This window comes from Mesorhizobium sp. W050 (assembly GCF_054719535.1).
This window is the reverse complement of the sequence record NZ_JBTTIH010000001.1, coordinates 5,201,013-5,213,591: the sequence shown is the minus strand read 5'-3', so window position 1 is coordinate 5,213,591 and position 12,579 is coordinate 5,201,013. Positions and strand designations below refer to the sequence as shown.

The 12,579-nt window shown below is 64.1% G+C and carries 14 protein-coding genes and 2 pseudogenes; 6 read left to right on the top strand and 10 right to left on the bottom strand.

Annotated features, from left to right (window positions below; translation table 11 throughout):
• Positions 1–67 precede the first annotated feature (67 nt).
• Entirely contained in the window at positions 68–874 is an 807-nt protein-coding gene (locus ACYG9Y_RS25165; protein ID WP_031253734.1) for an undecaprenyl-diphosphate phosphatase, read from the top strand.
• Positions 875–996: 122 nt separating this feature from the next.
• Here ACYG9Y_RS25165 and ACYG9Y_RS25160 read toward each other — a convergent pair whose 3' ends face one another.
• The 3 genes from ACYG9Y_RS25160 to rsmI form a co-directional block, all read right to left on the bottom strand.
• The gene (locus tag ACYG9Y_RS25160; RefSeq protein WP_352609019.1) at positions 997–2,193 is read right to left on the bottom strand and encodes an IS256 family transposase; all 1,197 of its coding nucleotides are present in this window, start codon (positions 2,191–2,193) and stop codon (positions 997–999) included.
• 205 nt (positions 2,194–2,398) lie between these two features.
• Entirely contained in the window at positions 2,399–2,776 is a 378-nt protein-coding gene (locus tag ACYG9Y_RS25155) for a YraN family protein (RefSeq protein ID WP_023749682.1), read from the bottom strand.
• Positions 2,769–3,677: a 16S rRNA (cytidine(1402)-2'-O)-methyltransferase gene (rsmI, locus tag ACYG9Y_RS25150; RefSeq protein WP_023749683.1), complete on the bottom strand. Its 909-nt coding sequence runs from the start codon at positions 3,675–3,677 to the stop codon at positions 2,769–2,771. Before rsmI ends, ACYG9Y_RS25155 begins: the two co-directional genes overlap by 8 nt.
• A 173-nt stretch (positions 3,678–3,850) precedes the next feature.
• Between rsmI and ACYG9Y_RS25145 the strand changes: the two genes are divergently transcribed.
• Positions 3,851–4,036, top strand: a complete 186-nt coding sequence (locus ACYG9Y_RS25145; RefSeq protein WP_023687558.1) for a hypothetical protein — start codon at positions 3,851–3,853, stop codon at positions 4,034–4,036.
• Between the two features lie 79 nt (positions 4,037–4,115).
• Here ACYG9Y_RS25145 and ACYG9Y_RS25140 read toward each other — a convergent pair.
• The 6 genes and pseudogenes from ACYG9Y_RS25140 to rph all read right to left on the bottom strand — a co-directional run.
• Positions 4,116–4,250, bottom strand: a pseudogene (locus tag ACYG9Y_RS25140) (EamA family transporter); the annotation flags it as partial.
• Between the two features lie 190 nt (positions 4,251–4,440).
• Positions 4,441–4,760 (bottom strand): annotated as a pseudogene (locus ACYG9Y_RS25135) (low molecular weight protein tyrosine phosphatase family protein).
• Between the two features lie 6 nt (positions 4,761–4,766).
• A complete protein-coding gene (gene hemW / locus ACYG9Y_RS25130) occupies positions 4,767–5,924 on the bottom strand; it encodes a radical SAM family heme chaperone HemW (protein ID WP_023740320.1) in 1,158 nt (385 codons plus the stop codon).
• Positions 5,924–6,571: an RdgB/HAM1 family non-canonical purine NTP pyrophosphatase gene (rdgB, locus tag ACYG9Y_RS25125; RefSeq protein WP_023726744.1), complete on the bottom strand. Its 648-nt coding sequence runs from the start codon at positions 6,569–6,571 to the stop codon at positions 5,924–5,926. Before rdgB ends, hemW begins: the two co-directional genes overlap by 1 nt.
• On the bottom strand, positions 6,571–6,981 hold the full coding sequence (locus ACYG9Y_RS25120; RefSeq protein WP_023698063.1) for a VOC family protein: 411 nt from the start codon (positions 6,979–6,981) through the stop codon (positions 6,571–6,573). The genes rdgB and ACYG9Y_RS25120 overlap by 1 nt, the downstream gene beginning before the upstream one ends.
• 190 nt (positions 6,982–7,171) lie before the next feature.
• The gene (gene rph / locus ACYG9Y_RS25115; protein WP_023726746.1) at positions 7,172–7,888 is read right to left on the bottom strand and encodes a ribonuclease PH; all 717 of its coding nucleotides are present in this window, start codon (positions 7,886–7,888) and stop codon (positions 7,172–7,174) included.
• Between the two features lie 155 nt (positions 7,889–8,043).
• Here rph and hrcA point away from each other — a divergent pair, with 155 nt between their 5' ends.
• The 3 genes from hrcA to ACYG9Y_RS25100 all read left to right on the top strand — a co-directional run bounded on the left by hrcA (position 8,044) and on the right by ACYG9Y_RS25100 (position 10,821).
• Entirely contained in the window at positions 8,044–9,129 is a 1,086-nt protein-coding gene (gene hrcA, locus ACYG9Y_RS25110; RefSeq protein WP_023681233.1) for a heat-inducible transcriptional repressor HrcA, read from the top strand.
• A 36-nt stretch (positions 9,130–9,165) separates the two neighbouring features.
• The gene (locus tag ACYG9Y_RS25105; RefSeq protein WP_023672050.1) at positions 9,166–9,366 is read left to right on the top strand and encodes a hypothetical protein; all 201 of its coding nucleotides are present in this window, start codon (positions 9,166–9,168) and stop codon (positions 9,364–9,366) included.
• Between the two features lie 105 nt (positions 9,367–9,471).
• Entirely contained in the window at positions 9,472–10,821 is a 1,350-nt protein-coding gene (locus ACYG9Y_RS25100; RefSeq protein ID WP_023692949.1) for a PQQ-dependent sugar dehydrogenase, read from the top strand.
• A gap of 24 nt (positions 10,822–10,845) precedes the next feature.
• Here ACYG9Y_RS25100 and ACYG9Y_RS25095 read toward each other — a convergent pair whose 3' ends face one another.
• Positions 10,846–11,751 (bottom strand): hypothetical protein, encoded by a 906-nt coding sequence (locus tag ACYG9Y_RS25095; protein ID WP_155927230.1) that lies wholly within the window; start codon positions 11,749–11,751, stop codon positions 10,846–10,848.
• Between the two features lie 179 nt (positions 11,752–11,930).
• Between ACYG9Y_RS25095 and ACYG9Y_RS25090 the strand changes: the two genes are divergently transcribed.
• Positions 11,931–12,548, top strand: coding sequence for a LysE family translocator (locus ACYG9Y_RS25090; protein WP_023692951.1), 618 nt, complete (start codon positions 11,931–11,933; stop codon positions 12,546–12,548).
• Positions 12,549–12,579: the final 31 nt, after the last annotated feature.

Here is a 12,579-nt window from a genome sequence, read left to right as displayed (position 1 = left end):
TCCGCGCCGTGACAAGCAAGCCCTTTTGCCAGCCGTTTCCTTCCGTCCCTTGAATGCCGAGGTTGCCATGGATAGCCACACCATCGTCGAAGCCCTGCTGCTCGGCCTGCTGGAGGGGCTGACCGAGTTCATCCCGGTCTCCTCGACCGGCCATATCCTGCTCGCCGGCCATTTCCTCGGCTTCCATTCCACCGGCAAGGCGTTCGAGATCCTGATCCAGCTCGGCGCCATCCTGGCGATCCTCAGCGTCTATTTCCGCCGTCTGTGGCAGATGCTGCTCGACCTGCCGCATGATCGGCTGACGCGGCATTTCGTCATCGGCATCCTGATTGCCTTCCTGCCGGCCGCCATCATCGGCGCGCTGGCGCATGATTTCATCAAGACGGTGCTGTTCGAATCGCCAAGGCTGATCTGCATCATGCTGATCATCGGCGGAGTCGTGCTCTTGGCCGTCGACCGCATGAAGCTGCAGCCGGTCTACCGCGACGTCGAGCGCTTCCCGACAAGGCTTTACCTGCAGATCGGCCTGTTCCAGTGCCTGTCGCTGATCCCCGGGACGTCGCGCTCCGGTTCGACCATCGTCGGCGCGCTGCTGCTGGGCGTCGACAAGCGCGCGGCGGCGGAATTCTCCTTCTTCCTCGCCATCCCGACCATGGTCGGCGCCTTCGCCTTCGACCTGTTCAAGAACCGCAACGTGCTGAGCAGCGCCGACCTGCCGGTCATCGCCATCGGCTTCATCGCCGCCTTCGTTACCGCGCTGATCGTCGTCCGCTTCCTGCTCGATTACGTCTCGCGCAACGGCTATTCGCTGTTCGGCTGGTGGCGCCTGGTGGTGGGAGCGGTTGGGTTGGTGGCGCTTTTCATTTGGGGGTGAGCTTTACCCTCCCCCTTGTGGGGGTCCGAAGGACGGGCGAGACAGGCGGCTCGCCCCGGTCAGTCGATCCGCAAAGGGTTGTGTGCGTCAAGTTCTGCAAAATGGGGCAGCCATGATGCTGGTCATGCGGCTTGGCGCAGAGCGAGCTTCTTGTGCTCGCGCAGGTCGTCCATGTTGATGTATCGGTTGGCCTCCATCCAGTTTTGATTGGTCTCGACGGCCAAGGCCCTGACCAGGCGCAGGCAGCTTTCGGTATTGGGGAAGATGCGCACGACATAGGTGCGCCGGCGGATTTCCTCGTTGAGCCGCTCCAGCATGTTGGTGGATTTGAGATGCTTGTGGTGCTGTCTCGGCAGCCTGAAGAAGGTCAGGGTTTGTTCGATGGCATCCTCGGCCCAGCCTGTCAGGCGCGGATAGCGTGCCGACCATTTGGCAAGCCATGCGGCAAGATCAGCCCTGGCCTCTGCGAGATCGCGCCGGTCGTAGAGCCAGCGCAATTCCTGCAGGCAGTCGTCGCCGTGCTTCCTCGGCAGATGATCGAGCGCGTTCCTGAGGAAGTGCACGTAGCAGCGTTGCCAGGCGGCTTCGGGGATCACCTCGCCGATCGCTGCCACCAGGCCGGCGTGATCGTCGGACACGACCAACTCGACGCCCTTGAGGCCGCGCGCCTTGAGGCCGACGAGGAAGTCCCTCCAAGCCGAGCGGCTCTCGCGATTGGCCATCTCCACGGCCAGGATCTGGCGCCTTCCGTCCCAGTCGATACCGACCGCGATCAGCACCGCCTGGCTCATGACAACACCGGCTTCACGCACCTTCTCGTAGCGCGCATCGAGGATGAGGTAAGGAAACGGCTCTTGAAGGGGGCGCCTGGCAAAGGCAGCGAGGCTCTCGTCCAGCCGCTTGTTGATGGCCGAGATCGACGAGGCCGAGAAGGCATGGCCGCACAGTTCTTCCGTGATCGCCTTCACCTTGCGGGTCGACACGCCCTGGACATACATCTCGGCCAGTGTCGCCACCAAGGCCCGCTCGGAACGCTGGTAGCGCTCGAACAGCTCGGTGGAGAAGCGCCCGGCCCGGTCCTGCGGAACCCGCAGCTCGAGCTTGCCGACCCGCGTCACAAGGGTACGGCCGTAATAGCCCGAGCGATAGCCAAGCCGTTCGGGCGTGCGCTCGCTCTTCGAGGCACCCAGCGCCTCGTCCATCTCGGCCTCAAGCACCTCCTGCATCACCGCACGGAGCACTTCGTGCAATCCATCCGGGTTCGAAAGCAAAATGTCTTTGACGGCAGCGCTGGCGGTCTTAACTTCAGTCTTGGTCATGGTGGCGTTCCTTCGCGGGAATCAGTGACGTGAACAATCACCAGCCTGCCATGACCGCCCCCTCTCAGCGAATTTGCAGAACTCTCAGCACACTACCCCGCAAAGCGGATCGGGGTGGGGGCGCCACACCCCCGCCCCGTTTCGCCAACGACGCGTCGCGTCGCTTGCTCACCGACCCTCCCCACAAGGGGGAGGGTAAAGGCCGCTAACTCCTCCCAAAAAACGCGTTCTCGACATGCACCGGCCAGCGCCAGGGCAGCACCGCCACCATGTCGAAGCGCATCGACAATCTGCCGTAGTCCGGCTGCCGCGACAGCCAGATGTCGGCGGCGCCTTCGATGCGGCGCTCCGATTCGTGGCCGATCGCCTCCATCGCTTCCATCAGCGTGCGCCGCGCCTTGACCTCGACGAACAGCACCAGGTCGCCGCGCCTGGCGATCAGGTCGATCTCGCCGAAGCGGGTGCGATGCCGGCGGGCGAGGATGCGATAACCTTTCAGCATCAGCGCCGCTGCCGCCAGCCACTCGCCGCGATGGCCGCGCCGATAGGCTTTTTGGCGGCTGGCGGCCGGGCGCTCAGCCACCTTCGCCTTCTCCAACCGCATCCCTGAGTTCCAGCAGCCGGCGGTAGAGCGACTGCTTCTGCCCGCCTGTCATCTTCGCCGCTTCCGCCGCCGCCTTGGACGCCGGCATTTCGGCGGCCAGCGACAGCAGCAGCCTGTCGATGTCGGCGGGTTGATCGGCCTTGATCTCGGCGGGCCCGACGCAGATGACGATCTCGCCCTTCGGCGTGTCAGCCGCCGCATAGTGGTCGGCCAGCGCCTGCAGCGTTCCCGTCCGCATCTCTTCAAAAGTCTTGGTCAGCTCGCGGCCGATGGCGGCCTTGCGCCCACCACCCAGCGCCTCGACCATCGCAACCAGCGTTTCGGCCAGCCGGCGTGGCGACTCGAAGAAGATCAGCGTTGCCGGCACCGCCCTGAACGTTTCCAGCTTTGTCATCCGCTGCCCTGATTTCACCGGCAGAAACCCGGCAAACAGGAAGGCGTCGGACGGCAGGCCCGACGCGGTCAGCGCCGCCAGCGGCGCCGATGGGCCGGGGATCGGCACCACGCGCAGGCCGCGCTCCAGCGCTTCGCCGACCAGCCGGTAGCCTGGGTCGGAGATCAGCGGCGTGCCGGCATCCGAAATCAGCGCCACGCTCTGCCCGGCCTCGAGTGCCGCGATCAGCTTCGGCCCGGCCTCGCCGGCGTTGTGCTCGTGATAAGCGGTGGTGCGCCGCCGGATGCCGTAGCGATCGAGCAACACGCGCGAGACGCGAGTGTCCTCGCAGGCGACGATGTCGGCGGCGGCCAGCGTCTCCAGCGCGCGCAGCGTGATGTCGGAGAGGTTGCCGATCGGCGTCGCCACCAGATACAGCGCCGGCGCCAGCGACCGGACCGCGATCTCGGTCTGCCCGATCACATAGCTTTGCTTCTCGCCGGTCACCGGGGTCTCTCCATTTCGCCCTGTTTGGCACGGCCTGCGCCGGGTTGCAAAACTCCCGAACGTCGAGCCAAACCTGACGCCGATGTAACCCGGCGGCCATGTCTTTGCCACAGTGGGGAACGAAAGCGTGGCTGGCGGATTGAATACCTGAGTCTCTTGAGGAGGAGGACAGGATGGACAGCCTGGAATTGCAGGACGTTTTCGAGCCCTATTATGCCGAGCGCAAGCGCTTCACTGCGCGAAAGGGCAAGCGTGCGCTCGCCGAAAGCGACACCGGCCTGGCCAGTCGGGCGGCCACCGCCTTGCCGACGAATGTCAGGCTTTCGGACAACAAACCGGACAGCACGACGGAGCACTGACCGTACGATGCCCAATCGTTTCGATATCTTCATCACCCGTCTTGAAACGAAGAGCGCCCGCGAAGGCGCGCCGCCGCATCCGATGAACGACCAGAACAGCGTCCGCCGGGACAAGAGCGACGCCAAGCCGGCCCGGACCGGAGAGGCGCATGCCGAGAAACACCGCGGCAAGCGCCGCTTCAAGCACGACGCTTAGTTTGTCGATCGGTGCAACATCGTCATCCTAGGGCGAAGCAAGGAGCGAAGTGACGCGGCGCAGACCCTATGATCCATTCCGTGACCTCTGCCGAAGGATGCAGCGGCGCAGAATTCTGAACCGCTGCAGCGCCTTAACCTCGCGGCATGAATCCCGGGTGAAGCCCGAGGATGGCGAACGCGGGCGTGGAACGCCCCAACCACATCAGTCAGCCTAGGTATCGCGTCACCCTCACCTCCAGCAATCGCACCAACTCCGGATCCATGAATCCGTAATCATCCGGGATGTCGAGGCAGATGACGCGGGCCTTCTTCAGGCTCTCCTTGAATTTCTTCTGCAGCTTGGTGCGGTGCGCCTTTTCCATCACGAAGACGATGTCGGCCCAGGCGACCAGCTCATGCGTCAGCGGCGTGTGGGCGTCGTGGTTGGTGCCGGCCGACGCGACCTCGATCTACGTTTGGAGAACACCTGCTCGGCGGTCGGGCTGCGCAAGCGGTTCTGGCTGCAGACGAACAGCACGTTCTTCATCGCGATCTACCGCGCCAAATCCGCCACCACGGCATCGAGCACGATCATGCCGGCTGGCGTGGCGCGTAGCCTGGCATTGCCGATCGGCGCCACCAGCCCCTCATCCTGCAGCACGGTCAGCCGGGCGCTCGACAGGCCGAGCCCGGAAAACGCCTCGTAGCGGGAAAGGGCGATGCCTTCGGCCAACCTCAGCCCCATCAGCAGGAACTCGTCGGCCTCTTCGGAGCGCGTCAGGATCTCGCCGCCGGTGACGCCATGGCCCCTGGCCTCCACCAGATTGGCCCAGGTCTCCGGCATCCGCTCGGCGATCGTCACAACACGGTGGCCGTTCTCGATAAAGCGGCCATGCGCGCCCGGTCCGACGCCGACATATTCGCCATACCGCCAATAGGTCAGATTGTGCCGGCTCTCGGCGCCCGGCCTGGCGTGGTTGGAAATCTCATAGGCCGGCAGGCCATGCGCCGCGGTGACCTCCTGAGTCAGCGCATAGAGATCGGCGGCCCGGTCATTGTCGGGAACGGTAAACTTGTGCGCCGCATGCAGCGCATGGAACGGCGTGCCTTCCTCGATGGTCAGCTGGTAGAGCGATAGATGGTCGGCGGCATGGCCGATCGCCTGTTCGAGCTCCACCTGCCAGTCGTCCAGCGTCTGGCCGGGGCGGGCGTAGATCAGGTCGAAGGAAAGTCTTGGGAATATGTCCCGTGCCAGGCCAATTGCATGCAGCGCCTCGTCGACATTGTGCAGCCGGCCGAGGAAGCGCAGATCCTTGTCGTTCAGCGCCTGCACGCCGAGCGACACGCGGTTGACGCCGGCGGCGCGGTAGCCGCGAAAGCGCTCGGCCTCGACCGAAGATGGATTGGCTTCCAGCGTCACCTCGATGCCGTCGGGCACCGTCCAGTTCTTCGCCACGGCGTCCAGCACCGCCGCCACCGTCTGCGGCTGCATCAGCGACGGTGTGCCGCCGCCGAGAAAGATGCTGGTCACTTCGCGCGGCCCGGTGCGCTCGCGCATGGTCTTCAGCTCGGTCTCGAAGGCGCGGGCAAAGCGCTCCTGGTCGACCGGCTGGTGACGGACATGGCTGTTGAAGTCGCAATACGGGCATTTGGCCGCGCAGAACGGCCAATGGATGTAGACGCCGAAGCCCGGGCTGCGGTCCAGCGACATTAAGCTGAGCCTAACCTGGCGCGGGCGAATTTCTGGAAGGCGCGGGCGCGGTGCGACAGCGCCGTCGGCTGACCGGGCTTCCAGCCGTGTTTTTCCTCAGCGCTCATCTCGCCGAACGTCTTGTCGAAACCGTCGGGCAAAAACACCGGGTCGTAGCCGAAGCCGAGTTCGCCGCGCGGCGGCCACACCAGCGTTCCCTCAGCTTCGCCGCGATAATATTCAGCCTCGCCATTGGGGAAGGCCAGGCAGATGACGGCGACGAACCGCCCCTTGCGCTGCGCTGGCTCGGCGGCGCCGACCTCCTGCAAGGCCACTTCGGTGCGCTGCATGGCCATGCCGAAGTCGCGGCTGCCATCGGGAGCTTCGGCCCAATTGGCGGTGTAGACGCCGGGAGCGCCGTCGAGCGCGTCGACGCACAGGCCCGAATCGTCCGACAGCGCCGGCAGGCCGGTCGCCTTAGCCGCGGCGAAGGCCTTGATGTAGGCGTTTTCCTCGAAGGTGGTGCCGGTCTCCTCCGGTTCCGGCAGGCCGTAGTCCTTTGCCGACTTCGCCTCGAAGCCGAACGGACCCATCAAGTCGGCGAATTCGCGCAGCTTGCCTTCATTGTGGCTGGCAACGACGATCTTCTTTCCATCGAGAGAATGCATCAAAGGCCCCAGATCCTTGGCTCGGCGAATTCGATCGAATTGCCCGAGGGGTCGCGTATGTAGATCGAGCGCCCGCCCTGCGGCCATTCGAATTCGCTTTCGATGGCGATGTTTTTCGCCTCAAGTTGCGCCTTCCACTGTGCGAGTTCATCCGCACTTGCGGCAAAGCAGAGATGGCCCTCGCCGACCGTGCCATGTGGCGGCACTTTCAGCCGCGCATCGGGCGCCGGCGGGATTTTGGTGGCTTCGGCGTTGAAGACCAGCAGCACGCCCGGGCCGCAGCGGAAGAAGAGATGGCGGCCGTCGACCTTGCCGAGGAGAGGGAGGCCGAGGACGTTGGAGTAGAAGGCTTCGGCAGCGGCGAGATCCGTGACGTAAAGCGCTGACTCAAGAATAGCGGAGGGTTGCATCAGGCACCCCCCTCTGGCCTGCCGGGCATCTCCCCCGCAAGGGGGGAGATTGGCAGTTCCGCTGGCGGCGTCTCAACGTTGATGGTTGGCGAAAACGGTAGCGACCTCTGATCTCCCCCCTTGCGGGGGAGATGGCCGGCAGGCCAGAGGGGGGTGTGAAGGATCGCCGACGTCATCACGTTAAATTCAATCAGGCCACAGCCATCTGCTGCAAGCTCACCAGCCGCTGAATGCCCTTCTTGGCCAACCCCATCAGCTCCGCGAACTGACCTTCCGAGAACGGCTCGCCCTCGGCGGTGCCCTGGATCTCGACGATGCCGCCCTTGCCGGTCATGACGAAATTGGCGTCGGTGCCGGCAGACGAATCCTCGATATAGTCGAGGTCGATGACCGGCTTGGCGTCGTGGATGCCGCAGGAAATTGCCGCGACATGGTCCTTCAGCACCTTGGCAACACTGGCCATCTGCCGCGCTTCCATCCAGCGCAGGCAATCGTAGAGCGCCACCCAGCCGCCGGTGATCGAGGCCGTGCGGGTGCCGCCATCGGCCTGGATGACGTCGCAGTCGACGGTGATCTGCTGTTCGCCCAGTGCCTGCAGGTCGACAACGGCGCGCAAGGAGCGGCCGATCAGCCGCTGGATTTCGAGCGTGCGGCCGCCTTGCTTGCCGGCCGAGGCTTCACGGCGCATGCGCTCGCCGGTCGAACGCGGCAGCATGCCGTATTCGGCCGTCACCCAGCCCTTGCCGGAATTGCGCATCCAGCCCGGCACCTTTTCCTCCAGGCTCGCCGTGCACAACACATGCGTGTCGCCGAATTTCACCAGGCACGAGCCTTCCGCGTGTTTGGAGACGCCGCGCTCGAAGGAGATGGCGCGCATTTCGTCGGCTTGGCGTTTAGAAGGGCGCATCGAGGCCTCTTTCTGTTCTTTTACGGTTGCGTCGGCGGCTTGTAGACGCATGCAGCCCATGGCGCAAAGGAAAAGGCCGGGCGATCTGGCACAGACGCCGGGTTGCGCGGGGGCGATGGAAGTCTATATCCTTGAGCCGGAGGTTTTTGGCTCGAATGACCAAGGCAGTCACCGAACCCAGTCTGCTGGCGCCCGCGCTGCAATCGCTCGACATGCGTTCGCGCGACATTTTTAGGCGCATCGTCGAATCCTATTTGAAGGACGGTGAGCCTGTGGGATCGCGCAGCCTGTCGCGCATCCTGCCGTCGTCGCTGTCGCCGGCCACCATCCGCAATGTGATGAGCGACCTCGAACATCTCGGCCTGATCTATGCCCCGCATATCTCGGCCGGGCGCCTGCCGACCCAGACCGGCCTGCGCTTCTTCGTCGATGCCTTCATGGAGCTTGGCGATCTCTCCGACGAGGAACGCCGGGTCATCGAGGCGCAGGTGCGCGCCTCCGGCTCGGGCGCGACGCTGGAACACATGCTGACCGAGGCCAGCCAGATGCTGTCGGGCATGTCGCGCGGCGCCGGCCTGGTGCTCGCCACCAAGAACGAGGTGGCGCTGAAGCACATCGAGTTCATCCAGCTCGAGCCGACCAAGGCGCTGGCGGTGATGGTGTCGCAGAATGGCGATGTCGAGAACCGCGTCGTCGACCTGCCGGCCGGCATCACCGTCTCGCAGCTGCACGAGGCCTCCAACTTCCTCAACGCCCATATCAGGGGCCGCACGCTCGCCGAGGCGCGCATCGAGATCGCCCGCATCAAGGACGAGACCAGGGCAGCGCTGGACACGTTGTCGCAGGACCTGGTCGAGAAAGGCCTGGCGGTGTGGGCCGGCGCCGACAGCGGCCTGCCGGCGCGCCTTATCGTGCGCGGCCGCGCCAATTTACTCGAAAACGTCACCGCCCAGGCCGATATCGAATTGCTGCGCCACCTGTTCGAGGATCTGGAGACGCAGGACGGGCTGATCCAGCTGCTCGACCTCGCCGAGGACGGCCCCGGCGTGCGGATCTTCATCGGCTCGGAAAACAAGCTGTTCTCGCTCTCCGGCTCGTCGCTGGTCGTGGCACCTTACCGCGACAAGGACGCCCGCGTCGTCGGCGCGCTCGGCGTCATCGGCCCGACCAGGCTGAATTATGCCCGCATCGTGCCGATGGTCGACTACACGGCCCAATTGATTACCCGGATGTTAAGATAATTCCGAAGCCGTGATCACCGTAAAGGAGGGCGCAGAATGGCGCTTGAATCGTTCAAGGCCCAGATCAGCATGCTGCTCGAAGAAATGGTCAACCAGCCGGAGGACGAGCACGAAATCCAGGAGCAGCTGCGCGAAAAACTGCGCGAAATGCGCGCCATGGGATTGCCGCTGCCGGAAGATCTTGTCGCATTGGAAAAGCGTCTCGACGACGATCTGGACGTCGAAGAGGAAAGTTGAGCGGTTCTCTCGTCGAATCTGCGCGCGCACGCTTCTCTTTTGCGGCGGCCGCACAATATCTCCCTTGTCGTGACGCGCCGACGGCGCGAGTTCGAGGAGAACAGCATGATCCGGATTGCCGGCTTCGCAGGCCTTGCCCTGCTTCTGGCCACCAGCGCCTTCGCCCAGCAGGCTGATCAACTGCTGCTGACCGGCAAGGACGCTTTCGGCGACTGGAAGGCCGACAAGCCAGGTGTGCGCCGGCTGATTAGGCCGGATGATCTGAAAAGACCCAACATCACCGGATCCGCCTCCAACAGCGCCGGCCTCGGCGATCGGCCCGAGGGCGCGAAGCCCGTCCTGCCGCCTGGGTTTTCGGCCGAACTGGTTGCTTCCGGCATTTCCAATCCGCGGGTCGTGCGCGTGGCGCCGAACGGCGACCTGTTCGTCGCCGACAGTGACGCCAACCAGATCCGCGTCTATCGGCTGGCCAAGGGTAGCGCGAAGCCGGCCGAAGAGGGCATTTTTGCCGACAATCTCAACCAGCCCTATGGCATCGCCTTCTACCCGCCTGGCGACAAGCCGCAATGGGTCTACGTCGCCAACAACGACAGCGTGGTCCGCTACGCCTACCGCGACGGCGACCTTAAAGCCTCCGGCGAACCGGAGACGATTGTCTCCGACATCCCTACCGGCGGCCACTGGACCCGCGATATCGCCTTCTCGCCGGACGGGAAGACGCTGTATCTCTCGGTCGGCTCCGGATCGAACGTCGCGGAGGGCATGCAGAAGGCACCGAAGGGCGGCCTTGACGCCTGGGCAAAATCACAGCCACTCGGCGCCACCTGGGGTTCCGAGGATGGCCGTGCCGACGTGCTGGCCTTCGGCCCCGACGGCAAGAATGGCCGCATCCTCGCTACCGGCCTGCGCAATTGCTCGGGCATGACCGTGCAGCCGGCCACCGGCGCGCTGTGGTGTGTCGTCAACGAGCGCGACGGTCTCGGCGACGATGTGCCGTTCGAATATGCCACCTCAGTCAAGGACGGCGCCTTCTATGGCTGGCCCTGGTATTATATCGGCGCCAACGAGGACCCGCGTCACGAGGGCGCGCGCCCAGACCTCGCCGGCTCGGTCACCGTGCCCGACGTGCTGATGCAGGCGCATTCGGCGCCGCTCAACATCGCCTTCTATGACGGCGGCAATTTCCCGGCAGAGTACAAGGGTGACGCCTTCGTCGCCCTGCACGGCTCCTGGAACCGTGGTATGAGGACCGGCTACAAGGTGGTGCGGCTGAGATTCAGCGACGGCAAGCCGACCGGCGAGTACCAGGATTTCATCACCGGCTTCGTCCTCTCCGACGACGCCGTCTGGGGCCGGCCGGTCGGCGTCGCGGTGGCCAAGGACGGCGCGCTTATCGTAACCGAGGATGGCAACGGCACCATCTGGCGCATCACCCATGTCGATGGCCCATCCTGAGCCGGCGAACAGCGCAATCCGGCCCTAATGCACGTCCCGATGGATCACCTTGGGATAGGTATGGATCACCTCGGCCGATGAGACGCGGTCATCGAAACCGGTATCCCTGAGATTGAAGAGGCCGACCGAGCCGAAGGACTTCTTCGCCCCTTGCGCGAAGCGGCCGTCGCTGAAATCGTGTTCGTAAAGCGTCACCGTGACGTGGCCGGCATTGAGCTTCGGCACGTAAACACTGCTGATGGTGTCGTTGGCGACGCCAAGCTGGTTGACGTTGAAGCGATAGAGGTCCTGCACCATGCGCCGGGCCGCATTGCCATTGATCATCCAGTATTCGCGGCGCGATGCGCGGTTCGGGTCGATGAGTTTGAGCGGCGCCTTGCGGCCAAGCCCGAGCCAGTGCTCGAACACCATCACATTGGCGCCCCACGGATAGGGATAGTTGGACTTGTCGATGATGCGTGGCGGGCCATCCTCGGCAATCTCGGCGGTATCGACATAGTCCAGCCATTGCAGCTGGAACGACGCTTCCACGTTGAGGTCGGTACTGCGCGGATCGGCAGGGATGATGCGCCAGTCGGAGACCGGCGGATATTTGGTGTCGAGGTCGATGTAGAATTCGCCTTTGGCGGTGTCGTCGGGGTCTATCTTTTGCGGTCCGTCACGCTCCATCGCCACCAGTCGCACCTTGAACCGGTTGTTGACTACCAGCGGATAGATCATCGGACGAATGGGGTGAGCGCCAGGGTCCCGGCTGTCGGTAAAATATCCAGTCTGCGGAACGACATCGCTATCGCCCTTGTCGAACAGGCTGAAAGCCTGACGCCCCTCGAACCACAGATACCATTCCAGCTCGTGGACGTGACCGCGTGCTTCGGAATAGTTGTTGGGCATCCACTTCATAAGCTGGATGTGAAGTCTTTTGGCTAACATGGGTGCTCCTGCCGTTCGGAGCCATGCGAGATAGCCGACCGCCTTCGAGGCGTAAGTGAACCATCTCTCGCTTTCAGGCGATGATGACCGGCTTTCATGTCCTGCTTGGCGCAATCGAATCCGTTTTGCCGTTGCAGGCTTTTCATGGCATCAGAGTCGTTTCACGAGGTGCGACCGTCATGACCCTCACCGGCTTCCTTGCCTATAGTGCTGCGCTGGGCATCGCCGCCGCCATTCCCGGCCCCGGCGTCACCGCGCTTGTGGCGCGGGCGCTCGGATCCGGCTTCCGCTCGTCGCTGGCGATGTCGTTCGGCCTGATGCTCGGCGACCTCATTTATCTCACCGCGGTGGTGCTCGGCCTTGCCTTTGTCGCGCAAAGCTTCGGCATGGTGTTTCTCGTCATCAAATGGCTGGGCGTCGCCTATCTCGCCTTCCTCGGCTGGCGTTTCTGGACGGCCGGGATCACGCCCGAGACTGTCGAGGCCAGGAAAGGCAAGGGCGGCCTGGTATCGAGCTTCCTTGCCGGCCTCACCGTCACGCTGGGCAACCCGAAGACGATGATCTTCTACCTCGCCATCACGCCGACCATCGTCGACCTGAAGACCATCACGCTCGCCGACTACGGCATCCTGGTCGCGCTCACCGTTATCGTGCTCTTCGTGGTGCTTGTGCCCTATCTGGCGCTGGCCGCCAAGGCGCGCTGGTTCCTGAAATCGCCGCGCGCGCTGAAGGCGCTGAACCGCACCGCCGCTGGCTTCATGGTGGGCGCGGCCGCAGCCATTGCCGCACGTCAGTAGATCGGTTCAGGCAATTCATTCCGCCGATCGG

What these genes read in the sequence shown, in the direction of transcription:
- rph (WP_023726746.1), bottom strand. Translation starts at nt 7,888, where the DNA reads ATGCGCCCTTCTAAACGCCAAGCCGACGAAATGCGCGCCATCTCCTTC.
- ACYG9Y_RS25090 (WP_023692951.1), top strand. Translation starts at nt 11,931, where the DNA reads ATGACCCTCACCGGCTTCCTTGCCTATAGTGCTGCGCTGGGCATCGCC.
- ACYG9Y_RS25165 (WP_031253734.1), top strand. Translation starts at nt 68, where the DNA reads ATGGATAGCCACACCATCGTCGAAGCCCTGCTGCTCGGCCTGCTGGAG.
- ACYG9Y_RS25105 (WP_023672050.1), top strand. Translation starts at nt 9,166, where the DNA reads ATGGCGCTTGAATCGTTCAAGGCCCAGATCAGCATGCTGCTCGAAGAA.
- hrcA (WP_023681233.1), top strand. Translation starts at nt 8,044, where the DNA reads ATGACCAAGGCAGTCACCGAACCCAGTCTGCTGGCGCCCGCGCTGCAA.
- ACYG9Y_RS25160 (WP_352609019.1), bottom strand. Translation starts at nt 2,193, where the DNA reads ATGACCAAGACTGAAGTTAAGACCGCCAGCGCTGCCGTCAAAGACATT.
- hemW (WP_023740320.1), bottom strand. Translation starts at nt 5,924, where the DNA reads ATGTCGCTGGACCGCAGCCCGGGCTTCGGCGTCTACATCCATTGGCCG.
- ACYG9Y_RS25100 (WP_023692949.1), top strand. Translation starts at nt 9,472, where the DNA reads ATGATCCGGATTGCCGGCTTCGCAGGCCTTGCCCTGCTTCTGGCCACC.
- ACYG9Y_RS25145 (WP_023687558.1), top strand. Translation starts at nt 3,851, where the DNA reads ATGGACAGCCTGGAATTGCAGGACGTTTTCGAGCCCTATTATGCCGAG.
- ACYG9Y_RS25095 (WP_155927230.1), bottom strand. Translation starts at nt 11,751, where the DNA reads ATGTTAGCCAAAAGACTTCACATCCAGCTTATGAAGTGGATGCCCAAC.
- rdgB (WP_023726744.1), bottom strand. Translation starts at nt 6,571, where the DNA reads ATGCATTCTCTCGATGGAAAGAAGATCGTCGTTGCCAGCCACAATGAA.
- ACYG9Y_RS25120 (WP_023698063.1), bottom strand. Translation starts at nt 6,981, where the DNA reads ATGCAACCCTCCGCTATTCTTGAGTCAGCGCTTTACGTCACGGATCTC.